At 47.4% G+C, this 25397-nt stretch carries 24 protein-coding genes; 12 read left to right on the top strand and 12 right to left on the bottom strand.

From position 1 onward, the window contains the following. Position 1: 1 nt before the first annotated feature. Together ACQ4M5_RS29570 and ACQ4M5_RS29565 are read right to left on the bottom strand one after the other, a co-directional pair. The gene (locus ACQ4M5_RS29570) at positions 2-1267 is read right to left on the bottom strand and encodes a saccharopine dehydrogenase C-terminal domain-containing protein (RefSeq protein ID WP_430679374.1); all 1266 of its coding nucleotides are present in this window, start codon (positions 1265-1267) and stop codon (positions 2-4) included. A gap of 70 nt (positions 1268-1337) precedes the next feature. Further along, on the bottom strand, positions 1338-2075 hold the full coding sequence (locus tag ACQ4M5_RS29565) for a Uma2 family endonuclease (protein WP_430679373.1): 738 nt from the start codon (positions 2073-2075) through the stop codon (positions 1338-1340). A gap of 177 nt (positions 2076-2252) precedes the next feature. On the opposite strand from ACQ4M5_RS29565, the gene ACQ4M5_RS29560 reads away from it, so the two are divergent. Beyond that, positions 2253-3587 (top strand): class I SAM-dependent methyltransferase, encoded by a 1335-nt coding sequence (locus ACQ4M5_RS29560; protein ID WP_430679371.1) that lies wholly within the window; start codon positions 2253-2255, stop codon positions 3585-3587. A gap of 112 nt (positions 3588-3699) precedes the next feature. Continuing rightward, complete coding sequence (locus ACQ4M5_RS29555; RefSeq protein ID WP_430679370.1) at positions 3700-4221, top strand: type IV pilin-like G/H family protein; 522 nt, start codon at positions 3700-3702, stop codon at positions 4219-4221. A gap of 254 nt (positions 4222-4475) precedes the next feature. On the opposite strand, the gene ACQ4M5_RS29550 is transcribed toward ACQ4M5_RS29555, so the two are convergent. Both ACQ4M5_RS29550 and rppA read right to left on the bottom strand, forming a co-directional pair. Continuing rightward, positions 4476-5381 carry a hypothetical protein gene (locus ACQ4M5_RS29550; protein WP_430679369.1) on the bottom strand — a complete coding sequence of 302 codons (906 nt, stop codon included), beginning with the start codon at positions 5379-5381 and terminating at the stop codon, positions 4476-4478. A 53-nt stretch (positions 5382-5434) separates the two neighbouring features. Continuing rightward, positions 5435-6115, bottom strand: a complete 681-nt coding sequence (rppA, locus tag ACQ4M5_RS29545) for a two-component system response regulator RppA (RefSeq protein WP_430679368.1) — start codon at positions 6113-6115, stop codon at positions 5435-5437. Between the two features lie 314 nt (positions 6116-6429). Here rppA and hisG point away from each other — a divergent pair, with 314 nt between their 5' ends. Then, complete coding sequence (hisG, locus tag ACQ4M5_RS29540; protein WP_430679367.1) at positions 6430-7077, top strand: ATP phosphoribosyltransferase; 648 nt, start codon at positions 6430-6432, stop codon at positions 7075-7077. Further along, the gene (locus ACQ4M5_RS29535; protein WP_430679366.1) at positions 7074-8873 is read left to right on the top strand and encodes an ABC transporter ATP-binding protein; all 1800 of its coding nucleotides are present in this window, start codon (positions 7074-7076) and stop codon (positions 8871-8873) included. Before hisG ends, ACQ4M5_RS29535 begins: the two co-directional genes overlap by 4 nt. On the opposite strand, the gene ACQ4M5_RS29530 is transcribed toward ACQ4M5_RS29535, so the two are convergent. The 4 genes from ACQ4M5_RS29530 to ACQ4M5_RS29515 all read right to left on the bottom strand — a co-directional run bounded on the left by ACQ4M5_RS29530 (position 8870) and on the right by ACQ4M5_RS29515 (position 11972). Beyond that, entirely contained in the window at positions 8870-9730 is an 861-nt protein-coding gene (locus tag ACQ4M5_RS29530) for a hypothetical protein (protein WP_430679365.1), read from the bottom strand. The two genes, ACQ4M5_RS29535 and ACQ4M5_RS29530, sit on opposite strands and share 4 nt — an antisense overlap. A 61-nt stretch (positions 9731-9791) precedes the next feature. Further along, the gene (locus ACQ4M5_RS29525; protein WP_430679364.1) at positions 9792-10442 is read right to left on the bottom strand and encodes an SOS response-associated peptidase; all 651 of its coding nucleotides are present in this window, start codon (positions 10440-10442) and stop codon (positions 9792-9794) included. An 81-nt stretch (positions 10443-10523) separates the two neighbouring features. Continuing rightward, positions 10524-11015, bottom strand: coding sequence for a rhodanese-like domain-containing protein (locus tag ACQ4M5_RS29520; RefSeq protein WP_430679363.1), 492 nt, complete (start codon positions 11013-11015; stop codon positions 10524-10526). 108 nt (positions 11016-11123) lie between these two features. After that, positions 11124-11972 (bottom strand): M23 family metallopeptidase, encoded by an 849-nt coding sequence (locus ACQ4M5_RS29515; RefSeq protein ID WP_430679362.1) that lies wholly within the window; start codon positions 11970-11972, stop codon positions 11124-11126. A 74-nt stretch (positions 11973-12046) separates the two neighbouring features. Here ACQ4M5_RS29515 and ACQ4M5_RS29510 point away from each other — a divergent pair, with 74 nt between their 5' ends. The 5 genes from ACQ4M5_RS29510 to ACQ4M5_RS29490 all read left to right on the top strand — a co-directional run bounded on the left by ACQ4M5_RS29510 (position 12047) and on the right by ACQ4M5_RS29490 (position 16275). Continuing rightward, the gene (locus ACQ4M5_RS29510) at positions 12047-12748 is read left to right on the top strand and encodes a class I SAM-dependent methyltransferase (protein WP_430679361.1); all 702 of its coding nucleotides are present in this window, start codon (positions 12047-12049) and stop codon (positions 12746-12748) included. 56 nt (positions 12749-12804) lie between these two features. Continuing rightward, positions 12805-13413 carry a hypothetical protein gene (locus ACQ4M5_RS29505; RefSeq protein WP_430679360.1) on the top strand — a complete coding sequence of 203 codons (609 nt, stop codon included), beginning with the start codon at positions 12805-12807 and terminating at the stop codon, positions 13411-13413. A gap of 35 nt (positions 13414-13448) precedes the next feature. Next, the gene (gene trpB / locus ACQ4M5_RS29500; protein WP_430679359.1) at positions 13449-14690 is read left to right on the top strand and encodes a tryptophan synthase subunit beta; all 1242 of its coding nucleotides are present in this window, start codon (positions 13449-13451) and stop codon (positions 14688-14690) included. Between the two features lie 105 nt (positions 14691-14795). After that, the gene (gene dxr, locus ACQ4M5_RS29495; protein WP_430679358.1) at positions 14796-15968 is read left to right on the top strand and encodes a 1-deoxy-D-xylulose-5-phosphate reductoisomerase; all 1173 of its coding nucleotides are present in this window, start codon (positions 14796-14798) and stop codon (positions 15966-15968) included. An 85-nt stretch (positions 15969-16053) separates the two neighbouring features. Continuing rightward, a complete protein-coding gene (locus ACQ4M5_RS29490; protein WP_430679357.1) occupies positions 16054-16275 on the top strand; it encodes a type II toxin-antitoxin system HicB family antitoxin in 222 nt (73 codons plus the stop codon). Here ACQ4M5_RS29490 and dtd read toward each other — a convergent pair. The 3 genes from dtd to ACQ4M5_RS29475 all read right to left on the bottom strand — a co-directional run bounded on the left by dtd (position 16272) and on the right by ACQ4M5_RS29475 (position 18202). After that, entirely contained in the window at positions 16272-16706 is a 435-nt protein-coding gene (gene dtd / locus ACQ4M5_RS29485; protein WP_430679356.1) for a D-aminoacyl-tRNA deacylase, read from the bottom strand. The genes ACQ4M5_RS29490 and dtd overlap by 4 nt on opposite strands. 3 nt (positions 16707-16709) lie before the next feature. Next, entirely contained in the window at positions 16710-17003 is a 294-nt protein-coding gene (locus ACQ4M5_RS29480) for a (2Fe-2S) ferredoxin domain-containing protein (protein WP_430679355.1), read from the bottom strand. 62 nt (positions 17004-17065) lie between these two features. After that, positions 17066-18202 carry a CobW family GTP-binding protein gene (locus ACQ4M5_RS29475; protein WP_430679354.1) on the bottom strand — a complete coding sequence of 379 codons (1137 nt, stop codon included), beginning with the start codon at positions 18200-18202 and terminating at the stop codon, positions 17066-17068. 90 nt (positions 18203-18292) lie between these two features. Here ACQ4M5_RS29475 and cysS point away from each other — a divergent pair, with 90 nt between their 5' ends. From cysS to ACQ4M5_RS29460, 3 genes are all read left to right on the top strand, one after another. Beyond that, positions 18293-19717: a cysteine--tRNA ligase gene (cysS, locus tag ACQ4M5_RS29470; RefSeq protein WP_430679353.1), complete on the top strand. Its 1425-nt coding sequence runs from the start codon at positions 18293-18295 to the stop codon at positions 19715-19717. A gap of 92 nt (positions 19718-19809) precedes the next feature. Continuing rightward, on the top strand, positions 19810-21249 hold the full coding sequence (locus ACQ4M5_RS29465) for a TldD/PmbA family protein (protein WP_430679352.1): 1440 nt from the start codon (positions 19810-19812) through the stop codon (positions 21247-21249). Then, positions 21249-22574 carry a TldD/PmbA family protein gene (locus tag ACQ4M5_RS29460; protein WP_430679351.1) on the top strand — a complete coding sequence of 442 codons (1326 nt, stop codon included), beginning with the start codon at positions 21249-21251 and terminating at the stop codon, positions 22572-22574. Before ACQ4M5_RS29465 ends, ACQ4M5_RS29460 begins: the two co-directional genes overlap by 1 nt. Positions 22575-22585: 11 nt before the next feature. On the opposite strand, the gene ACQ4M5_RS29455 is transcribed toward ACQ4M5_RS29460, so the two are convergent. Then, complete coding sequence (locus ACQ4M5_RS29455) at positions 22586-25342, bottom strand: toll/interleukin-1 receptor domain-containing protein (protein ID WP_430679350.1); 2757 nt, start codon at positions 25340-25342, stop codon at positions 22586-22588. Positions 25343-25397 lie beyond the last annotated feature (55 nt).

Here is a 25397-nt window from a genome sequence, read left to right as displayed (position 1 = left end):
CTTACACTCCAGCGAACGGGGAAGACTGACCAATCACCTCATGCCAAGGCAGACCCATCGCCCCCAATTGTTCCAGGAACGGATCAGGATCAAGCTGCTCGACGTTAAAGACTCCTGGTTTTTGCCAAGTTCCATTCGCCACCATCAGCGCACCCAAAGCAGCGGGTACACCTGTCGTGTAAGAGATCGCTTGCGCTCCCACTTCTTGATAAGACTTGGCATGATCACAGTTGTTGTAGATGTAATACTGCTGCGGTTGACCATTCTTGATCCCGCGCAGATGACACCCGATCGAGGTTTGTCCCGTATAAGTCGCCGCCAACGAAGACGGATCAGGCAATAGCTTTTTCAGGAGTTTCAATGGCACAACTGGAGTCCCGTGGTAATCGATCGGATCAATCCGCGTCAATCCCAGCGTTTCCAGCACTCGGAGATACATCAAATAATTCTCCGAAAACGTCATCCAGAATCGCGCTCGTTTCAGCGTCGGAATGTGTTTCACCAACGATTCAAGCTCTTCGTGATAGAGAAGATACGATTCTCGATCGCCAATTTCGGGATAGTCCACAGGCTGATGAATCGAGAGTGGTGGAACCGTCACCCATTCGCCATTTTCGTAATAGCGACCCGGCTGCGTGATCTCACGAATATTGATTTCTGGGTTGAAATTGGTGGCAAACGCCCGACCGTGGCTGCCTGCATTGCAATCCACGATATCGAGTTCGTGAATTTCATCAAAATGATGTTTGAGCGCGTAAGCGGTGAAGATCCCCGTTACGCCAGGATCGAACCCACAGCCCAGAATTGCCGTCAATCCCGCATCAAAAAAGCGTTCTTGATATGCCCACTGCCAGCGATACTCGAATTTCGGATCATCAGGAGGCTCATAGTTTGCCGTGTCGAGATAGTTCACTCCTGCTTCGAGACAGGCATCCATCAGCGACAGATCTTGATAAGGCAGAGCCACATTGACCAGAATATCGGGGCGAAACGCTTTTAGCAGCTTGACGGTTTCGGGCACGTTATCCGCATCCAATTGTGCGGTCTGAATGGACTTGGACGATATACTTTGCGCGATCGTGTTACATCGTTCCAATGTCCTGCTGGCGAGTAGAATTTCTTCAAACTCTTCCAGTGCAGCAAGTTTGTGAGTTACAACGCGGCTCACTCCACCCGCTCCAACGACCATCACTCGTGCCATTTTTTCTCCTTCAAATAAGTGGTTGGGAGTGCTATCTTTTCCCCTACGGATTTTCAGCCTCACCATTATGGCACGTGATTTTCTTAGGTGTTGGATTTCTAGATTGCAGTCTTGAAATTTCCTACTATCGGTCTAGTTACGGGTCTAGTTCTCCGAAGCGGTCACTTTCAAGTGTGCCGAAGGCATCGCGATATTGTTGCAGTAATCTTTCCATTTCTGCTGCACGTTGTTCGGATTCTTCTGCTCTTCGTCGTTCCTCTTCTGCTCTTTGCCGCTCCTGTTCGGTTCGCTGACGTTCTTGGTCGAGCATCTGATTGATTTGAGCAAATGAGAAAAAAGGCACTCCATCGGGTCGATATAGCTGCAATTCTTCACCGGGTTGAAGTCGAATGCCCAATCGGGGACTAATCCATCCGTCGATCGATTCAATTTGATCCAGGAGTCCATCTTCCGATCGATACCATCCTTCTAATTGATTTCGATCTGGATCATAGATGTAGTATTCTTCCACACCGTATGTGTTGTAGAACACCAATTTTCGACCCATTTCGCGAGGCGTATTGCCTGGAGACAGAATCTCAAAAACTACCTGCGGCGGTAGATTCTCCTCTTTCCATTGCAGATAAGAACCTCGGTCGCCCTTGGGTCTACCAAAGACCACCATCGCATCTGGAGCCGTGCATAATCGATTATTGCCCTCGACCGGATACCACAGAAGATCGCCTGCTACAAATACGTTCGGATCATCTGCAAACAGCCATTCTAGATTCTGTTCAATCACCACGATCCAGCGAAATTGTTTTGTGTTGTCCGCCATCGGCTTTCCATCGCTTTCCGGGTAAATGATTTCATTGAGTTGCGGTTGAGTGACCATCGATCGAGCCTCCTGCAACGGGATTTTCTGATTTCAGTATAAAGGTTCTAATTCCGTGAAAAGCGCGATCGACAATTTCCCTTTTCTGATTGCCCCGCATCATTACGGAGGTCAATTTGAATCGTGCAGGCATATTGAAAGGAATTTTCGACTTCAACCTTCCATTCGAGGAAACGTATGAGCAAAGCATCCTCAGAGCAACTTGAAAAAATTCGGCAGCAGTTCGAGTTTGAACCTTACCCACAAACACCGATCGACTACTCTCCAAAAGAGAACGCGAATCTGATGTTTATTCATAATCTAGGGAATCCCTACTACTTGAGGGATCGGACAGTGATCGACTCGCGGAATAGAGTCATTCTGGATGCGGGATGTGGCACAGGTAGTAAGTGCCTTGCGCTTGCTCAGGCGAATCCTGGTGCGAAAATTATTGGGATTGATTTATCTGAGAAGTCGATCGAGTTTGCAAAGAAGCGCTTGGAGTATCACGGAATTGAGAATGCTGAATTTCATGTGTTAGGGATCGAGGATTTGCCTCAGCTTGGGATTGAGTTCGACTACATCAACTGCGATGAAGTGCTCTACTTATTTCCAGACATTGCGAATGGACTACGGGCAATGAAAGCCGTGCTGAAGCCTCAAGGAATTATTCGCAGCAATCTGCATAGCGAACTTCAGCGATATCTGTATTTCCGGGCGCAGAAGCTGTTTGGTCTGATGGGATTGATGGACGGAAATCCAGAAGATCTAGAAATTGAAATCGCGATCGATATCTTGAAGGCATTGAAGCCGAACGTCCAGCTAAAACAGACGTTGCGTCCCAGCGCAGAGGGTGAAAACCGCAATGAATGGGTTCTGATGAACTTGCTGTTCCAAGAAGATAAGGGCTATACGATTCCAGACTTGTTCGATGGGCTTCGCCGCGCTGATTTGGAATTTGTCAGTATGGTGAATTGGCAACAGTGGGACTTGATGACGTTGTTTGAAGACTCAGACAACTTGCCCCCTTTTCTGGCAATGGGTTTGCCAGGATGTTCAACTGAGCAACAGCTACATTTGTATGAACTATTTAATGCAAGACATCGGCTGCTAGATTTTTGGTGCGGTCATCCGAATCAGGCGAAACCTAGACAATCGATCGGAGAATGGGACATTGCAGACTGGAAAAATACAACGGTTCATTTGCACCCACAGCTTAAAACTTCAGAAGTGCGAGAAGGTCTGACGCGCAGTTTAGAGCAACAAGCTCCTTTCTTGATTACGCGATATCTTGGTGCTTCTGTGCCTGAAGGAGAGAGTCTGTTTATTGATGGTGCGATCGCATCTGCAATGCTTCCTCTCTGGGATAGTTCACAACCTTTTACAGCACTGCTCGATCGCTATTTGAAACTTAAACCTGTTGATGCTGTGACCTTAGATCCAATTTCAGTGACGACTGCAATCGAGCAACTACAACTCGTGTTTCAGCAGCTTGAATCTTACTTATATCTCTTGCTGGACTCTCAAGAATGAGCAGATCGAAGATCTTTCGTGGCAGTGATATGAAATGAGAATTTGCTGGGCAGATTAGATTCAGGCGTTAGAAGTTCAAACAAACCGCACCTTAATAGGAGAAACGTTTCTCATGAAATCCGAACTGAAGGCAAAATTTCTCAACCATCTGCTATCGAAGAAGAAAGATCAAGGTTTCACCCTGATTGAATTGCTCGTTGTGATCATCATCATCGGGATTCTGTCAGCGATCGCGCTTCCTTCGTTCCTTAACCAAGCGAACAAAGGTAAGCAGTCTGAAGCAAAAACCTATGTTGGTACCTTGAACCGAACTCAGCAAGCTTACTTCTTGGAAAAGGGCAAGTTTGCTGCTAGTTTGGATGAGATGTCTAAGCCCGTTGCTGCTGCAACTGAAAACTATACTTACTCTTCAGCACCACCAGATAAGGTTACAGACAAAGTATTGAGCCTTGGAACAAGCAAGGGCGCGGCTCTGCGCTCTTACGGTGGAACTGTGTTTCTTGAAGTTGACTCAGCCTCCGGGGAAGCCAACACGAACGGAATTCTCTGTGAAAATACCAAGCCCGGAACAACCGCAGTCGCAATTGCTGAATCTGCAACCAAGTGTGGCAAAGACAGTTCACAGGTTAAGTAGTCTAACTTAGACAAACCTCTTCATGTTGAGTGGGTAAGCTAACTTACCCACTTTTTTGTTGCTTTTGTAGCATGAGCAACGATTGTATTTAACTGCATAATGAAGTACAAAACGAAACTTGCTCTCTAAAGCTAGAATTTTAAGATTCAGGGGTTTGTGCAATTCTGTTTGGTGGAAGTAACTCTAGTCAAGTAGCCAGAGCCGTGAGACTAATTGCCTTGATTGAAGTATCAGTACGGATTGTTCAGCGAAAGCTATGCTTGTAGATACTGCTTAAAGTTGAAGAACTCTAGCAACTCTGTCAACGAAGACTGATCGCTAATTGGTGTCATTTTTTCAACCTCTTGAACGGTCTCAGGTTTTAAGTACTGAAACACCTCTCGACGTAGCTTCTCGATCGCACTTTTCGGAAATGGCTCAATTTCATCTTCAAATCTTGCTAACCGACTTTTCGCAAAGTTCACTTGAAATTGAGAGCGCTTCAATAACCGTTGTCGAATGTTTTCAGCCAGAGAAGAATCTATCGTTTCCAACTGTTCAATCTCGCCTGTGGTTAACAATGGAACGACATCTAGATTCTCTTCCAGAAACAATAAGCTTCCTTCACGGTTGTACATTTCGATTCCATCAATTCCCAATGCACCTAAATCCGCTAGAGCTAAAATTCGAGCGACGATCGACAAATTTGGATCATCTAAGGCAGGTTGATAGATTGCCTGTTCTGCTGGATCATACGCGCAAATCGTAGCATCGATCGCCGATCGCACAATCGCACGATCGACTTCTGTAAAAACTCCCGAACAATATGAATTAATCAGATCGAGCAGTTGATCGATCGTTGCATTTTCGCTGACACCCATCGATCGCTGTCTGGTTGCATGGGGTTGCGGTTGTGCCTGAAAGATTTGAATCATGTCGTGAGTGACGACGCAGAGATCGAGCAATCGTTCAGCTTGAGCAATCTCATCCAGGCTCAAATCTGCGCGAATCGTTGTGAAAATCAACTGCGATCGACGTTGAACCTGAACAATGTGATCATGCGTGTGATAGTACAACTGATGCGATTGAATTTGTCGATCGAACTCTTGTAGCGCAAAGGTTTTTACTTGATCAATACAATCTGTCAATTCCTCAGATTGCTGCTGTGTTTCACAACTCATCGAACGGGATAAAGTTAAGGAGTATACAAATTCTAATCGATTAGCTGAAGATCTCAAGGACTTCCAAAGCGATAACCTTTTCCATACACGGTGGTAATTAAAGGTGTCTCTCCTTTGGCTTCGATTTTTCGTCGTAGTAATCGAATCTGTGCAACTAAAGCATTACTCGTCGGCTTCTCAGTTTCACTCCAAAGGTATTGCGAAATCTGTTCATGCGTGAGTAGCTGATTCGGTTGTCGCATTAGATAAGCTAAAAGCTGACTTTCTTTTTCTGAAAGCTCGATCGATCTTCCATTGCGATAGGCAACTTGATTTTGTAAGTCTAATTCCAAATCTTCGACTTTTAATCGTGCGATTGGAACAGGCTCGATCGTCGTGGGTCGGCGCAATAATGCTCTGACTCGCGCCAATAATTCTCGCAGTTCAAAGGGTTTGACAATGTAATCATCGGCTCCTGCATCGAGTCCTTGAACGCGATCGTCGATCGTATCTTTGGCGGTGAGAAATAAAACGGGAGTGGCATCTCCGCGCGATCGTAAACTTTGGCAGATGTCTAAGCCGGATTTGCCAGGGAGCATCCAATCGAGAATGAGAAGATCGTAAGGGTGACTGGCAGCCAGTTGTAAACCGCGATCGCCATCTTGCGCGACATCGACTTCATAGCCTTCGCGTGTCAGCAAACGGCTTAACGGTTCCGCCATTTCGAGTTCATCGTCCACCAACAGAATTTTCATCGAAACCTCCGAGGGTCTACCGTGTACACACAAGTCTTAGATCGCTTCGTTTCAGTCGGCTTCAGCCCCCTAAATCCCCCAAAATTGGGGGACTTTGACCTAGAAAAAGTTCTCCAATTCCAGAAAGGGTTCGTCCTTCAAAGTCCCCCAGAATTGGGGGATTTAGGGGGCGAAAGACTTCAGCAATGACCGATCCATCAACTTGTGTGTACACGGTAGAGCTTTAGCTACGGGGTTCCTTACGCCATTCGACTGAAGGAAAAATTGAGCGTCCAAGATCTAATATAGAGATTCCTTCGTTTATTTTTCTCGATATGTTGACGGTCGCATTGCCGAAAGGCGCACTCTTGAAAGATAGTATTCGGTTATTTAAAGCGATCGGGCTAGATTTTAGCGCGTTTCTCGAATCCGGCAATCGCCAACTGCAAATTACTGATCCAACCGGGACGGCAAAAGCGCTCTTGGTGCGAAATTCGGATGTTCCGGTGTATGTGGAATACGGACAGGCACAGCTTGGAATTGTGGGCTATGACGTGCTGAAAGAAAAAGCTCCAAACGTGGCGCATTTAATCGATTTGGGGTTTGGACAGTGCCGGATGTCGGTGGCAGTGAAGGCTTCGAGTTCTTATCGATCGTCGTTGGAGTTGCCGCTGCATGGTCGGGTGGCTTCCAAGTTTGTTCACTGTGCGCGAGAGTACTTTGAGAACTTAGATTTGCCTGTGGAAATTGTGCCGCTGTATGGATCAGTTGAACTGGGTCCGATCACGGGAATGTCAGAAGCGATCGTGGATTTAGTCGCGACTGGAAACACGCTAAGAGAGAATGGCTTGATTGAAATTGATGTGCTGTTTCAAAGTACTGCCCGATTGATTGCTCATCCGCTGAGTTATCGATTGGATACGGACGATATCAGCCAACATATCGAAAATATTCGGAATCAAATTACTGCATCGATCGTATGATTTCTTCTCGTCGCCCTAAAGAAACTGACTGGCGTTTGTTCCTTAGCCTCGCACCTTACGCCCGTCGGAATGTTCGATTGTTGTTATTGTCGATGGTTTTTTTAGTGCCATCTGCGATCGCGACTACGGTTCAGCCAATTCTCATCGGAAAAGCTGTCTCTCTTCTTAAGCAAGAACCTTCTGCTTCTGATTTTCCATTTGGTTTTTTGCGTGGCTTGCCGTTGAGCGAAGGACTAAACGTTTTAACGCTATTGTTATTAGCAACAGTTGTGCTTCGGTTGTTTTTTGATGCGTCTCAAGGCTTTATAGTGCAGAATGTCGGTCAGCGGATCACTGCAAATATTCGGAATGATTTGTTTGATCATGTGACTTCGTTGGCGGTGCGATTCTTCGATCGAACTCCGGTCGGAAAGTTGATCACGCGCTTAACCAGTGATGTGGAAGCTTTGGGAGAAGTTTTTTCAACTGGTGCGATCGGCGTTGTGGGCGATTTGCTCACAATGCTGGTGATAACAGGTGCAATGTTCCTGTATCAGTGGCAGCTTGCGTTGCTGTTAGTTTTGATGCTGATTCCGGTGACAGTATTGATTGTTTATTTTCAGCAGCAGTATCGGAAAGCGAACTATCGAGCGCGTGAAGAACTCTCAGAGTTGAACTCGATGCTGCAAGAGAACATTACTGGAATTGGTGTCGTGCAACTGTTTCGACGCGAGAAGTTTAACAGCGATCTTTATCGCCAAGTGAACAATCGGTATGTCAAAGAAGTCGATCGAACAATTTTCCACGATTCCGCTGTTTCTGCAACATTGGAATGGGTTTCGCTGGTTGCAATTTCTGGTGTTCTCGGTGTTGGTGGATGGCTCGTTACAGGTGGAAATCTAAACTTCGGGGTGCTTTCGACTTTTATTTTGTATGCTCAACGATTGTTTGATCCATTGCGTCAATTTGCCGAAAAGTTCACTGCGATTCAGGCTGGATTTACCGCAGTAGAACGGGTGAGCGAGATTTTGAATGAACCGATCGAGATTCGCGATCGAGCAGACGGGCATATTCCTCCTTCTTCCAAAGCAGGCGAAATTCGATTTGAAAATGTCTCGTTTGCTTACAAGGCAGATGAATATGTCTTGCAAAACCTCGATTTTACGATTCGTCCAGGTGAGCAAGTGGCGTTAGTTGGACCGACTGGAGCCGGAAAAAGCTCGATCATTCGCTTGCTCAGTCGATTGTACGATCCAACCAAAGGCAGAATTTTACTCGATGGCGTGGACATTCGAGACTTACCTCAAGCAGAATTGCGCCGACGAATGGCGATTATTTTGCAAGATGGCTTTTTGTTTGCTGGCGATGTCAAAGGCAATATAACTTTGGGTGAATCGTACAGCTTTGAGCAAGTTCGATCGGCGGCTGAGCAAACGAATGTCGATCGCTTTATTGAACAGTTGCCTCAAGGCTACGACACCATGCTGCGAGAACGCGGAACTAATCTATCGGGTGGACAAAAACAGTTACTTGCATTTGCTCGTGCCGCCATTCGCGATCCGAGAATTCTGGTTCTAGATGAAGCAACTGCCAGCTTAGATGTCGGTACTGAAGCGCTGATCCAGGATGCGTTAGAGCGATTGTTAGAACATCGAACGGCGATTATTATTGCTCACCGACTGTCTACGATTCGGAATGTCGATCGTATTCTCGTTCTCAAACGCGGTCAGCTTGTCGAATCCGGAACGCATGAAGAGCTTCTGAACTTGGGCGGACTCTATGCAAGTCTGTATCACTTACAGATGCTCGAAAGCTAAGGATTCGAGAACGTATTGAAATTACCGCCGCCGATCGCTCTTCCAGGAATCGGTCTTGGAACAGTGAACGGTTGCTGATTTACAACAGGTGCAGGCTGTTGAATGACTCCGAAATCTGAAGGCTGAATTGGTTGTGGAGCAACTGTTTGAACTGAGGTATTCATTGGAGGCGCGATCGGTGACGGTGCAGAAATCACTGGAGCCGTTCCCGGTGCGATCGGTTGAACGCCTTCAACTAATGCGGAAAAAGAATTCGTTGGTGCGGCATTAATCGGATTGTCTAGACGAATCGTGCCTTCGATCGGGGCTTGAGCAATCGGACGATTTTCGGTTGCTAACTTGTCGATCGCTTCTTGTAATCGATTTGCAGGCAGGGGAGCGGGAATTGTTGGATCAGGCTGTGTTGTGCTCGTCAGTCCGAGTTGGGTGCTTAATGCGTTTGTAAACGCTCCAAATACGCCTTGACCGGATGGAGTTTGAACTGATTGTGGAGGGGTAACAGATTCAGGCACAGTGGAAAAAAGCCGATTGGTTGGCGTTGGATTGGGTGCAGTGGGATTTGCTTGCGTTGCTGGTCTCCCTGGGGTTTGAGTGGCTTGCGATCGAGAGTTCACCTGGATGTCGTTCATCAATAGCGAGAGCGAATCGATATCGGCTCCGATCGCTTGCTCTTCAGAGGATAGCGTTTCGTTTGAATTGGAAATGCCGAGATTGGTTGCAAGTTCTGGACGACTGAAGAACTCCCAGGCAAATAGTATGAGGAATAAAAGCGCGATCGAGGGTCCCCAAAATACGGGACGACCGAGCGGACGCAACCGAGCTAATCCATACCGAACCCAAGACGACTGACGACGCATAATCCACATCTCCGAGCACTTACCGCCGATTGTATTCGATCGAACCAAATCGGCATCTATTTTAGTTTTCCCCAATGTTCACCAGACAATCCGGAGCATCGTGGGCAGGACTATTCACCGAAAGTGGAACGGGATAGGCTTGCATCGAATCAGTATAGGGATGTAGTAAGGATTGCGCGTCTTTGAAAGTCGGATCGAGCCAGCGATCGTAGTTTTCTTGACTCAAGATGACGGGCATTCGATCGTGAACGGTTGCCGCGAGTTGATTCGGCTCAGTGGTAATAATCGTACAGGTTTCAATAGGTTCACCGTCTAAAGAATTCCAGCGCTCCCAAAGTCCTGCAAATGCGAACGGTTCGTGATTTTCTAATTGAAAGTAGAACGGTTGCTTTTTGCTGCCTTGCTTTTTCCATTCGTAGTAACCATCCGCGACGATCAGACAGCGACGACGTTTGAAGGCATCGCGGAAAGAGGGCTTTTCGTGGACGGTTTCGGCGCGGGCGTTGATCAATTTATTGCCGATCGCGGGATCTTTTGACCAAGATGGAATTAAGCCCCAACGTAAAAGTTTGAGGTGATGCGGTTCAACGATCGCTGGAATTGATTGGGTGGGTGCAATGTTATAACGCGGTTGCCAGGCTGGAACTTCATTGAGGTCAAACATTGCGGCAAGTTCAGCAGCAGAATGGGTTTGGGTAAATCTTCCACACATAAGAGATCACTGAAAATGAGAAAACCCCAACTTTGGTTAAAAGCTGGAGTTCCAATGTTCTAGCTTACCGAACTCGATCGACTATAGCTTTTCAAAATCGATCTCTTGGCGTTCAAAGTGGTTTTTCACGTTATCAACCACGTTGTACGCATTCTTGCCCGGTTCTGCACGAGTTTCGTCGATACCTTCGGTCGAACCTGCAACTTCCTTCCAAGCTTCCAGTCCGCCTTTCAGTTCAGCAATGTTCTTGAAACCCGCTTGACGCAGCATTCTTGCAGCTTCAGCAGTTTCTTGATCGGTTGCACCATAAACATAGATATCGCGCTCTGGCTCGTAGTTGCTTTTGGTCAGTTCGACCACTTCGTTCATCGGAAAACAGAGTGCGCCCATGATGTGTCCGTGATTGTAAATATCTCGGTTCCGCACATCAATGATCGATAATCCAGGCTCGCCCCATTCGAGGCGAGATTTCAGATCATGCACAGAAGATTCTGTTTTTAATCCATGTGGGGTCGGAGTAATGTTGGGAAGGGCTTCTTTAGCTTTTTCAATTGCATCTTCTAGAATAGACATAATAAGTACTTCCTGTAGAGGTCATGATTAATCTAACGGGAAGCTTAGAAATGACTAATCTAGCTGTGGTCAGAAGCCTTTAGTCGTCGCAAGGTAGATTAGTGAAACTTATTCAAACGTTTTTGTCCGCCAAGGAGTTGGATCAACGGCGGCTCCATGTACGAAAAAGCCCCAATGTAAGTGCGGTCCAGTCGCAGATCCGGTAGAGCCGATCGCTCCAATTCGCTGCCCTGGTTTCACTAAATCGCCTTCTTTGACATCAATCCGACTCATGTGAATGTAGATCGTTTCAACTCCCTGACCGTGATCGAGTCCGACACAGTTTCCATGTACTCGAAACCCTTGAGATTCCCGTCCCACCAGAACAACTCGACCCGCAGCAGGAGCGACGATCGCTGATCCAGATCCGCCTGCGTAATCAATGCCTCGGTGATAGTAATCCTTCGCGAACACGCCGTTGTAATAGCGGCGAATTCCATACCCAGAAGTCACTGCACCGTTACTCGGACGAGCGAATTTACCTGACCATAATTTTTCAGGAGAGACGATCGCTTTAAACGCATCAATGCGATCGAATTCCCGATCATCACCATTGCTATCTTTTCCAGGTGGCAACCAAATGCTTTGAGTCGGAAACGATCGATTTCTCAAAGTGACCGGAATTGTTTGTGTGTCTGAACCTGAAGCAATTTGAACTGATAAGCGACCGGGACGATCAAGCGGCGTTGTTGGTAGTAACGTCCGATAGCGATTATTGCCTAAATCGAACGATGGATAGTTCTTTCCGTTAAAGCTGACTGTCGGAGCAGATTCAGCGCGGGTGATAACTGCGATCGTGTCTCCGAGAGCGGGAGATTGAGGCGCGATTTGGGCTTGGAGGGCGCGAGAAGGCGTTGCGAAAACGAGAAGGAGCGCAATAGCAATTCCAATGAGAGTAAAACGCTTTGTCAGGAACACGGCACTACGATTGATACAAGACAGACAACAGTTTACAGTTTGTCAGGGATAAGAAATGTATCGAGAGGCGTGGAATGTTTTGGAGAAAGGTTGCGGCGGTTCTAGCAATTTGGCTGTTTCTAAGTTTGCCTGTATTGGCAGATGACTATCAGTTTCAGACGAATCACGATCGGGATGGAATTGGCAAGATTTATATGGGGCGCGAGATTGCTGAAGTGATGGGACATCAGGGCGCGGGATGGTTAGAACGATCGAGTCGCACTTCTGAAGAACAACCCGAAAAAGCGATCGCGGCTTTACAACTCAAACCCGATAGCGTTGTTGCGGATATTGGAGCGGGAACTGGATATTTCAGCTTTAGAATTGCGCCACAAGTTTCAAAAGTTTATGCAGTCGATGTTCAGCCTGAAATGATTGAGATTCTGAACTATCTCAAAGACGAGAAGAAGATTGCGAATGTCGAACCGATTTTAGGGAGTGAAACCGAGCCGAATTTGCCAGAAAACAGCGTTGATTTAGCCTTGTTGGTCGATGCCTATCACGAGTTTGAATATCCTAAGGAAATGATGGCGGGAATTCGTCGATCGCTTAAATCTCACGGGCGCGTTGTCCTACTCGAATACAGAGGTGAGAATCCATTCGTATTCATCAAACCGCTGCACAAAATGACTCAAAAGCAAGTTCGGCAAGAAATGACCGCTGCCGGATTGAACTATGTTGAAACTCGAAATGGACTTCCGCAGCAGCACATTTTGATTTTTGAAAAGGCAGGTTAGGAAACATACCAGAACGTTCTATCTTCATAAGGGCAAGTTAGACGTGAGCGATCGAGATGAGAACGTTAATTTTTGGGATGTTGCTGCTTGCGTCGCCTGGATTTGCGGCAGATTTTGACCTTGATCCAAAAGTGATTCAAAACAGTCCCGTTCTACAACGCTGGCAAAAACAGATTCCAAATGTAACCGAAGAGATCAAAACCGATCCGAGTTTTCGCCCAAGAGTTCGAGTCGGTTACTCTGCTTCAGAATTGCAGCTTGGAATCGAAGATTTGCGAATCGATCGGACAAATTTCACCGCTAGTGCAAACTATCAATATTCTAATTGGGGTGCAGATCTTCGCTATTACGTTCGCCCCTTGGGAAGCTATGTCAACGTTGCACCTGTGATCGGATATCGGCATTTACAAGTCCAAGGACAATCGATCGACGGTGCAAATATTGGAATCAGAGCTTTGTTCGTTCTCTCGCGTGGAGGTGGAGCCGATATTAGCCTCACTCAAAGTTGGGTTGCTCCCTTTAGTGCGGATGAAACGGGATTAACGACTTTAGCGATCGGGTACGCGCTCACGCACAATCTGAGGCTTTCGACAGAATTTCAGAGACAGAATTCTTCGATCGAAAAATCGAGCCGAATCGGAATTGGGATCGAATGGATGCCTTAAGATAAAAGATGTTCTGAAATATTGAAAGTGCGATCGTGACTATTACTCCGCTTCCCCCCAATCGTTCTGTTTCGATTGAAAACCGTCCAGATGCGCTCGGCAGATTTGGCAAATTCGGCGGTAAATATGTACCCGAAACCCTGATGCCCGCATTAGCAGAACTCGAAGCTGCTTACAAACAGTACAGTCAAGATCCAGCCTTTCAAGCAGAACTTCAAGGGCTTTTGAAAGATTACGTCGGTCGTCCTAGTCCGCTGTATTTTGCAGAACGACTGACCGAACACTACGCCAAACCGGATGGAACAGGCGCACAGATTTATCTCAAGCGCGAAGACTTGAACCACACAGGAGCGCACAAGATCAATAATGCGATCGCTCAAGCCCTCCTCGCGAAACGGATGGGTAAACAGCGCGTGATTGCTGAGACGGGAGCCGGACAGCATGGAGTCGCGACTGCTACGGCTTGCGCTCGATTTGGCTTACAGTGCGTCGTGTACATGGGCGTTCACGATATGGAGCGTCAGGCACTCAATGTCTTTAGAATGCGCTTAATGGGTGCGGAAGTGCGCCCCGTTGCGGCTGGAACCGGAACCCTCAAAGACGCGACCTCCGAAGCAATTCGCGATTGGGTGACGAATGTTGAAACCACGCATTACATTCTCGGATCGGTTGCAGGTCCTCATCCTTATCCGATGATCGTTCGTGATTTTCATGCCATTATCGGTCAAGAAACCCGCGCTCAATGTCAGGAAAAATGGGGCGGACTGCCAGACATTCTCTTGGCTTGCGTGGGTGGCGGCTCGAATGCGATGGGGCTGTTTCACGAATTTGTCGAAGAGTCGAGCGTTCGGATGATCGGAGTCGAAGCGGCTGGTCATGGTGTGGAAACCGACAAACACGCAGCAACTTTGACCAAAGGGCGTGTTGGAGTGCTTCACGGTGCAATGAGTTATCTATTGCAAGATGAAGATGGACAGGTGATCGAGCCGCATTCAGTCAGTGCAGGTTTGGACTATCCGGGAGTGGGTCCTGAACATAGCTATCTGATGGAAGCAGGACGAGCGGAATACTACGCGGTAACGGATGAGCAAGCGTTAGCAGCATTTCAAAAGCTGTCGCAGTTAGAGGGAATTATTCCAGCACTCGAAACGGCTCATGCGATCGCGTATCTTGATGCCCTTTGCCCCCAACTTTCCGGCAGTCCTCGCATCGTGATCAACTGTTCAGGACGTGGCGATAAAGATGTCCTAAGCGTCTCGAAAATTCTCAATCCTTAGGGATGTCTGCCCGTTTGGAACGAAACCCAGACGGGCATTTATCTAAAGCGTTATTTGATCCCCTGTTCCCCGTAAGATATGGGTGAAGTGTCAAACAAATAACCCGTGAAAGCAATCACCCTTCTTGGTTCAACCGGATCGATCGGGACACAAACGCTGGATATTGTTTCTCAGCATCCCGATCAGTTTCGTATCGTCGGTATGGCAGCGGGACGCAATGTGGAGTTATTCGCGCAGCAGATTCGCACATTTCGACCGGAAATCGTCGCAATTTGTGAAGAAAGTAAACTGGCAGAATTGAAAGACGCGATCGCAGATCTCGATCCACAACCGATCATTCTCTCTGGCGAGGCTGGCATCGTTGAAGTTGCCCGTTACGGAGATGCGGAATCGGTAGTGAGTGGGATTGTCGGCTGTGCAGGATTGTTGCCCACGATCGCGGCAATTGAAGCTAAGAAAAATATCGCTTTAGCAAACAAAGAAACGATTATCGCGGGTGCGCCCGTTGTTCTGCCTCTGATGCAAAAACATGGGGTGAAAATGCTTCCCGCAGATTCGGAACATTCTGCGATTTTCCAATGTTTGCAGGGCGTTCCGAATGGTGGATTGAAAAAAATTATTTTGACGGCTAGTGGTGGATCGTTCCGCGATTTGCCTGTGGAGAAGTTGGCATCGGTGACGGTAGCAGATGCGCTGAAACATCCGAATTGGACAATGGGACGCAAGATCACGATCGATTCTGCCACACTGATGAACAAAGGCTTAGAAGTGATCGAAGCACATTACTTATTTGGAGTAGACTACGACGATATTGAAATTGTGATTCACCCACAAAGTATCATTCACTCGCTGATTGAACTGCAAGATACTTCGGTGCTGGCACAGTTGGGATGGGCAGATATGCGGCTGCCGTTGTTGTATTCGTTGTCTTATCCCGATCGAGTTCCGACGACTTGGGAACGGTTGGATCTGGTAAAGCTGGGAACGCTAACTTTCCGAGAGCCGGATCACGCGAAATATCCTTGCATGGAGTTGGCGTATGCAGCGGGTCGAGCGGGTGGCTGTATGCCTGCGGTGCTGAATGCGGCGAATGAACAGGCAGTGGCGCTATTTTTAGAAGAAAAGATTCGGTTCTTGGATATTCCGCGATTGATTGAAGAAACTTGCGATCGCTACACCAATCAGAATCGTTCAAACCCAACGCTAGAAGAGATCCTGGCGGCAGATGAATGGGCGCGTCAGACCGTAGTTTCTGCAAGTCAGTTAGTCGAGGTATAGGGAAAAAGCGCGATCGTTCTGGTTGAGCGATCGCGCTTTATTTCAAATAGGCTAGAGAATTACTTGAGTCATTAGAGCAAGACGAATGACTTATCGATACAGTTTGCTGATCGAGTGGTCAGAAGAAGATCAGCTTTATTTGGTAACAATTCCTGAGTTTGCAGAATTTGTGATGCAGCCTTGTACGGCGGGGAAAAGTTACGAAGAAGCGGTACAGAAAGCGCAAGAAGCGATCGCAAGTTATCTGGAGTATTGCGAAACAGCAGGAATAACGCCACCAGAACCCAGAGTTCCATCAGTAGTTTAACGCTCCAGAATGAGTGTGACAGGTCCATCGTTCTCGATCGACACCTGCATCATCGCGCCAAATTTTCCAGTTTCGATCTTCAGTCCACTTTGGCGCAGTTTTTCAACAAATTGGTTGTAAAGTTGTTCGGCTCGATCGGGTGAAGCGGCTCGATCGAATGAAGGTCTTCGTCCTTTGCGACAATCGCCGTAAAGGGTGAATTGGCTGATGACTAGGATTTCACCGTTGATATCTTGAACCGATTGATCGAATCGTCCTTCGGTTGAAAAAACTCGTAACTCTAAACATTTTCGTGCCATCCAGTCGAGTTCTAATTCGGTATCGGTATCAGCAATTCCGACTAAGAGATTTAAGCCTCGATCGATTTTTCCAATCACTTCCCGATCGACCACGACTTGAGAAGACAGAACTCGCTGGAGCACAACACGCATAAATTACGGAGTCGAATAACTGGGGTGAATTCGGGGATGAAGTAATCGATCGACGGGCTGCTCATTCTGTAAATGAGAGTGTGCGATCGCGTTCACATCAGTCGGTTTGACTCGACAATACCAGATTTCATCCGGTAAAACTCGCACCGTTGCGCCGAGATTGCATTGTCCTTGACACTCGGCAGGCACGATCGACACATCGGAAACAGAACATTCTAAAAAAGCTGCCAGCACCTCGGCTGATCCTTGAGCAAGACAGCTTTGATACTGGCAGATTAAAACCTGTTTAGAAGACATTGAAGAAATAAGCGACGAAGGATGAAAAAACGGAACTTCGTCTGTTATGCCCTAGATTGCCCTTAGCGACCGAAACCTTTTCCCTTATTTTCCGAGGATGGGCATAGACAAGCCTCGATTTGCGATCGTAATTCCGCATGATCCAAGCCTTGTCCGATCAGGACTAACTGATTTTTCGGTGCGCCTTTCCATTCATCGTCATCGAGTGAGAATCGTTTGCCACTGAGATGGAAAATGTGACGCTTCGGGCTTTCATCAAACCAGAGAATGCCTTTGGCGCGGAAGACAGTAGTTGGAATTTGACTGTCTAGGAAGCGCTGGAATTTCCGAATGCTAAACGGTTTGTCGCTCTCGAATGAGATCGAAGTAAAACCATCATTCTCTAAGTGATTCGAGTGATGGTGATGGTCGTGATCATGATCGTGATCGCAATGACCGTGATCATGATCGCAGTTGGAATGATCGTGATGATCGTGGGCGTGATGATCATGATGGTCGTGATCATGATCGTGATGATCGGATTCGGCATCGGGATCGAAGAATTTATCCGACTCGAATAATCCAACGCTCAATAATGCCGCAAGTGGAACTTGACCTTTGACAGTGCGAAGAATTCTCGCGCCTTCTTTGATATCGCGAATCCGAACTTCGAGTGCATCAACGTTGGCTTCATCGACTAAATCAGTTTTGTTCAGCAGAATGATGTCACCGTAAGCGATTTGGCTATAAGCGGCTTCACTGTTGAACAAATCTAAGCTGAAGTTCTCGGAATCAACGACTGTAACGATCGAATCGAGTCGAGTCAGATCGCGTAATTCAGTTCCTAAGAAGGTCAGCGCAACCGGAAGCGGATCAGCGAGTCCAGTTGTTTCAACCACTAAATAATCAATCTGATCCTGACGCTCTAGAACTTTGTAGACCGCATCCACGAGATCATTATTGATCGTGCAACAGATACAACCGTTGCTGAGTTCGACCATGTTGTTATCTTCGTCGGTCTGGATAATCAGTTCGTTATCGATGCCAATTTCACCGAACTCATTCACCAAAACCGCCGTTTTCAAACCTTGCTGATTCGTCAGAATGTGATTGAGCAACGTGGTTTTACCGCTGCCCAAAAATCCTGTGATAATCGTAACCGGAAGCCCAGTTTTGGGCGTATCCATCGTAGATTCGGACTGAGTGCTGACTGATTGCATAGCACGATCGCATCAAATATCTTTTCCCCATTATTGCTGATAAGAATCGATTACGATGGGATATCGATCGTTATTCATTTTGAAAGTTTCATGGCTTTAGTCGTTTACAACACCTTAACTCGCCGCAAAGAACCGTTTGAGCCAATCGAATCGGGTCATGTGAAGATGTATTGCTGTGGCGTAACGGTGTACGACTATTGCCATTTGGGTCATGCTCGATCGTATATCGTCTGGGATACGGTTCGGCGGTATTTGACTTGGCGCGGGTATAACGTGCGCTACGTGCAGAACTTTACGGATATTGATGACAAAATTCTCAATCGAGCGCGAGAAGAAGGATCATCAATGGAAACAGTCGCAGAAACGAATATTCAACGATATTTCGAGGATATGCGGCGTTTAAATATTCTCGATGCGGACGCTTACCCACGAGCAACCGAGACTTTGGACGGCATTAAACGTCTGATTCGTGAGTTAGAAGAAAAAGAATTCGCGTATGCAGCAGATGGCGATGTCTATTATGCAGTTCAGCGAGATAAAGAGTATGGCAAGCTTTCGGGGCGCAAATTAGACGATATGCAGGCGGGCGCTTCGGGACGGGTTGACGAGACAGAACCGAAGAAGCGCTACCCGTCTGATTTTGCTTTGTGGAAGGGCGCGAAACCGGGAGAACCTGCGTGGGAGTCGCCTTGGGGGAAAGGTCGTCCGGGCTGGCATATTGAATGCTCGGCAATGGTACGGGAATTTTTGGGAGAGTCGATCGATATTCACGTCGGCGGCGCAGATCTAGTCTTTCCGCATCACGAGAACGAGATTGCTCAATCGGAACCTGTCACGGGTCGATCGCTTGCCAATTACTGGATGCACAACGGAATGGTGAATGTAGACGGTGAAAAAATGTCGAAATCGCTCGGCAACTTCACCACGATTCGAGATTTGTTAGATAAAAAAGGCGTTGATCCGATGGTGGTTCGATTCTTCGTGCTGCAAGCGAGTTATCGAAAGCCGATCGACTTTACCAAAGATGCCATTACCGCTGCTGAAAATGGTTGGAATACGCTAAAAGATGGCTTGCTGTTTGGGTACAAGCTAGATGCAACACCGGATCAAGCCTTTGAACCTGTTGAATCAATCATTAAAGAATTCCAATTTGCGATGGATGATGATTTCAATACATCTGGTGCATTAGCAGCGTTATTCCCCGTTGCAAAAGAATTACAGCGGCAAGGAAATATTTTCGTACACGAAGGTAAAACAGAATCCGCACCTGAAGTATTACTTCCTCAGTGGAAGACATTGATAGAACTTGCGAAAATTTTGGGATTAGAGGCAGAACCGGAGCTACAGACTTCTAGCGGATTTTCGGACGATCAGATCGAAGCGATGATTCAACAGCGGAAAGATGCGAAGAAAGCGAAGAATTTTGCGGAAGCCGATCGCATTCGTAACGAACTTCAGGCGCAGGGAATCACTCTAATCGACAAACCCGGTAACGAAACCATTTGGCATCGTTAAACTAAGGAATGTGCGTATAATGACTAATCTCCGATGGCAGGTTTTCCGCTGGAGATTCGCGCTCTTTTGTCCTGAATTATCCACACCGCTCCATGATCTCTGAACTATCACAATTCCTGAATGCGATCGACATTCCCGCTGACTGGGTGGGACTGCGAGCGATGAAGGAAGCATCTACCACTCGCTCAGTTCGTGATGGCATTCCCGAAAATAATGGCTCCTCGCTGACTCAAGGCGTAATGGTCGAAGTCTTAGTCAAGGGGCAAATCGGCTATGCTGCCACGAATGTGCTGACCTTAGAAGGCATTCGAGCAGCGGCACAAACGGCATATCGTCAAGCGATCGCGGCTTCGGAATGGAATATTTACTCGACTCCGATTTCAGCCCGTCCGAAAGTCGTTGGACAGTACGTTTCTCCATTGGCAAAGCCGTTTGATGCGCTGAGTCCAGGAGAGATTAATGAAATCCTGACAAAGATTACTCGCGAACTCAAGGTGTCGGATCAAATCGTGCAATCCAGTGCGACCGCATTGACGACTGAGACAGAAACTTGGTTCGTGAGCAGTAATGGATCGGAAGTGTACCAGCATTTCTTTCGGATTGGGACGGATTATTCTGCGACGGCTCAAGAAGGTGGCGTGGTACAACGTCGATCGAATAATGGCTGGCTTGCAAGCTGCTATCAGGGCGGATTAGAGTATTTCATTACTCCAGATTTGTGGGCGCGGGTTCAACAAATTGGAGCACAAGCGATCGAGCTTTTGACGGCTGAGGATTGTCCGAGTGAGACGACGACACTGGTTCTTGCGCCGGATCAAATGCTGCTACAGATTCACGAAAGCGTTGGGCATCCATTGGAACTCGATCGTATTTTAGGCGATGAGCGGAACTATGCAGGCGGAAGCTTTGTGAAACTCCAAGACTTCGGAAACTTAGTCTATGGTTCTCCGTTGATGAACATTACGTTTGATCCAACGGTTTCTGGAGAGTTCGCAAGCTATAACTTTGATGACACTGGCGCACCCGCAACCCGTGAATATTTGATCAAAGAAGGCATTTTGCAGCGTGGAGTTGGAAGCCTCGAAAGTCAAGCGAGAACGGGTGTAAAAGGTGTTGCTTGTGCGCGAGCATCTTCTTGGAATCGACCGCCGATCGATAGAATGGCGAATCTGAACCTTGAACCTGGAGATAAGAGCTTTGAGGAACTGATTGCAGGAATCGATCGCGGAATTTATATGGAATCGAATCGCTCTTGGTCGATCGATGATCAGCGGCATAAATTCCAGTTCAGTTGTGAATATGCCAAACGCATCGAAAACGGTAAGTTGACAACGACTTTGAGAAATCCGAACTATCGCAGCATTACGCCTCAGTTCTGGGGTGGATTGGTTGCAGTCGGAGATCGATCAACTTGGCAAATGTATGGCACACCAATGTGCGGAAAGGGTGAACCGAATCAAGCGATCACCGTAGGGCATGGTTCCCCGATCGCGGTGTTTGCCAATATTGAAGTGTTTGGCGGTGGAGAATAATGTTAGAACAAAGCTTTAATCAATTGGTCGATGAGATTCGGAGCCAATTGAAGCCAGATGAACAATTCACACTCACATTAGAGAGTGAGCAGAGCCAGTTTACTCGGTTCAATCATGCGAAGGTTCGCCAAACGGGAACCGTGAATGATGGGAACTTGCAGTTAGTGTTAATGCACAATCAGCGGAGTAGCTATCGAGAGTTTCCCTTTACTGGAGATTTCGAGAGCGATCGACAAACCGCGAAAACCGCGATCGAGACTCTGCGCGAAGAAGTTGCACAACTGCCAAAAAATCCGTTTCTTGTGCTTCCTGCTGGTCACAATACGAGCCGCGAAGTTCACACAGGTCAGTTGCTTGAACCGGATGAAGTCGTTTCGACTCTATTACCTGTTGTTTCTGATCTAGATTTCACAGGCATCTATGCGGCTGGATCAATGATTCGAGCTTATGCGGATTCAGTGGGACAAACACATTGGTTTGCAACGGATTCTTATTCGCTTGATTACTCATTGTTTACTGATGATGGACAAGCAGTAAAAGGAACATTCGCCGGATCGAATTGGGATAGTTCAGCTTACAAAGCGAAAATCGAAGAATCTCGATCGCAGTTAGCTCGAATGGCTCAACCACCAAAATCCATTCAGCGCGGACAGTATCGAACCTATCTTGCGCCTGCTGCTGTTTCGGAACTCATGACGATGCTTTCCTGGGGTGGGATTAGTGAAGCTTCTCATCAACAAGGTGGAAGCTGTTTTAGTGCAATGCGACGAGGGGAAAAGAAGCTATCTCCGAAGTTCACGCTAAAAGAAAACTTCAAATCAGGATTAGTTCCTAGATTCAATGAACTGGGTGAAATTGCACCTCTAGAACTTTCGCTGATTGAATCCGGTGAATTGATTAATATGCTCACTTCATCGCGAACTGCGAAAGAATACGGGCTTGGATCGAATGGTGCAACAGGTGGCGAAGAACTACGATCGCCGGAAATTCTCGCAGGCGATTTAGAACACGATCGAACCCTTGCAGAACTGGGGACAGGATTGTATCTCTCAAATCTGCACTATCTCAATTGGAGCGATCGACCGACTGGACGAATTACCGGAATGACTCGGTATGCTTGCTTCTGGGTTGAGAATGGTGAAATTGTTGCCCCGATCGAGAATCTTCGATTTGATGATAGTCTCTATCAATTCTGGGGCGAGAACTTGATCGCGCTCACGAGCTTCCGAGAGTTTATTCCTGATGTTGGAACATACAGCCATCGAAATCTAGGAGGCTTTCTGACTCCTGGGATGCTAGTCGAGAACTTCACATACACACTGTAGAGCGATGATCATTACTCACGATTGATCATCTGCTGACAAAACTCACGATCGCTCTGATCCGCATTCGGATTGTTCTGAAGATAATCTCCTGCCCATTTACAGCTTCGCTTTAATAGGGTATCTAAGTCTAAATCAGTCAAATCCCACGCGGTGACGCGGCGATCGTCGCTGGCAGTGTACAAGGTTTTACCGTCCGGGCTGAAGTCTAAACCGTACACACTATCTTCGTATCCGGTGAGTACTGCGATCGGAGTTCCATCTCGCTTCCACAATCGAACCGTTTGATCATCACCTGACGATGCCAGGATTTGACCATCCGGGCTAAATTGCACATTCGTTACTAAATCAGTGTGTCCAAGCAGGGGAGGTCGAATCAGTTTGCCATCGATCGTCCACAGCTTCACGGTTTTATCATCGCCTGATGAAGCCAAAATCTGACCATCTGGACTAAAACTGATTCCTCGCACACCGCCTGTATGAGCATCAGCAATCTCTCTAATCAGGGTGCCGTCTCGCTTCCACAGGCGAATCGATTGATCTTCACTCGCAGATGCGATCGTTTGTCCGTCGGAGCTAAATCTGACGCGCCATAGAATTCCGGTGTGTCCCTTTAGCGGTTTTGATTGTCCTGAAAGCGTCCAAAGCCTCACGGTTTGATCATTACTACCGGAAGCAAGTAATTGTCCATCGGGGCTGAATTGAACCTCATTGATCACGTGCGTGTGACCGCTGAATGGTTTTAGCTGAGTTCCATCTTTTTTCCAACGAAAGATAATTCCGTTTCTGCCCGTTGCTGCGATCGTTTGTCCATCCGGGCTGAGACTCGCCGAATACAGTTTATCGGTTGCTCCTTTGAGGGTGCGAATGATCTGACCATTGCGCTGCCAAAGAATGACGGCTGTATCATGACTCGCAGAAGCCAAAAACTGACCATCTCGGCTCACTTTCACGCTGTTCACATCCGCCGTGTGCCCAGTAAAAATCGTCATCCTGGAGCTAGAAGGTTGCCAGAGTCGAATCGTTTTATCTTGACCTGAAGATGCGATCGTTTGACTGTCTCGACTAAAACTCACCCCATTCACGAGGCTGTTATGTCCGTTGAGAACTGCGATCTCGACTCCATTTGGTTTCCACAATCGAATAGTTTTATCTGCGCTCGCTGTTGCAATCATCTGACCATCTGGACTGAAACTCACTTGATAAACGGTGCTGCGGTGTCCTTGTAAGCGACCAATCTGCTTTCCTTCCAGCGTCCAGAGCTTCACCTCACCCTCATTCACTTCCGCAGACGCGATCGTTTGTCCATCCGGACTGAAATCAATGTCGATCGCGCTATTTTGATGAGCATTGATCTCTCGAATCTTGGTTCCATCTGGCTTCCACAGGTATATCTTTCCATCGATACTCGCAGTTGCGATCGTGTTTCCATCCGGGCTAAACTTTGCCGACTCAACCGGATCTTGACTCGCTGTAAATTGCGCGATCTGGGTTCCATCTTGCTTCCAGAGTCGAGCAGTTGCATCATCACTGCTCGATAGTAACATTTGTCCATCGGGGCTAAAACTTACACTGGAGAGTCGGTCAGTATGTCCCTGAATTGTTCTGATTAATGTGCCATCTGCTGTCCAAAGTCTGATTGTGCGATCGCTACTTGCAGACACCAGCATCTTTCCGTCGGGGCTGAAGTTTACATCCCGCACGGCTGCTGTGTGACCTTTCAAAGTCCGAATCAACGTTCCGTTCCGCTGCCAAAGCTTGATGGTCTTGTCTCCACTTGCAGATGCGATCGTTTGTCCATTGGGGCTAAAGACCGCTCGCCTGACCCAGTGATTGTGTCCTTCTAGGCGATTGTGTTCTCGAATTCGGTAAATTGCTTTGCCTAATGTAGACATCACATCGAGCCGAGTTGCGCGATCGAGCCACGGTGTTTTTTGCAGCAATCGACCGGCTCGGATTCCTTGTAAAAGCGCTTGAAACTCTTGTCGAGGAAACAAAGCATCTGAGGACACCGTTAAGGCTTTGATTTCGCCAGCTTGAGCAATCTTATGACTCGCTTCGGCAGCTTGATACTGCCAATATGCCACGATCCCTAGAATTGAGGTCAGAATGAACCCTGCGCTCACACCTGCGATCGTTCGATGTTGGAGCTTAGATTCTGCCTTACGACTTGCCGCGACGTATTCCCGATGCAGCAGTGATGGAATGGGTTGTTTTTCCGCTGCTTGCACGAGCCAATTTTCCGCTGCTTCTAGACTTTGACCCCGCAGCAGTAAGCTTGGATCGCGATCGTGCTGTTGCCAATCGTGAGCACGAATGAGCCAGCGAGTGTGAATTTGAGCGTGGTCGAGATCGGTGTTAATCGCTTCAGTCAGTCGGTGTAGCGCTTGATCGGTGGAGTCAGAAGAGCGCATGAAGATCCAGTTCAATGCGGCAAGCGCGGGATGCGTCTCAGCAGGATTCACATCGCGGCAAACGACTCCGATCAACCGTTTGCGGTGTTCGATCGCGTATTCGAGTTCTTTACGGCATTCTTCAGACGCGATCGAATCTGGGCTGAGCAAGAACAAAAACGTATGTGCTGTGATGATTCCGTCTCGAATGGCGGCTCGCCAATCGGCATTCGGGGGAATATCTTCCCAATCGATCCAGGTTGATTGTTGCTGTCGATCGAGTGCGGTAATGAGTGTTTTCGCACAGGCTTGATCGCGGCGGGAGTAAGACACAAAAATTTTGAGCTTGATCGCTTCGATAGAGCTTAAGGAGGTCATGCACCTAATGAGGATAGATAGTAGATAGCAATCCCGACGAGTGTTGCTGTGTGAA

The organism is Leptolyngbya sp. AN10 (assembly GCF_050565645.1).
Classification (GTDB): domain Bacteria; phylum Cyanobacteriota; class Cyanobacteriia; order Leptolyngbyales; family Leptolyngbyaceae; genus Leptolyngbya.
This window is presented reverse-complemented; position numbering and strand designations above follow the sequence as displayed.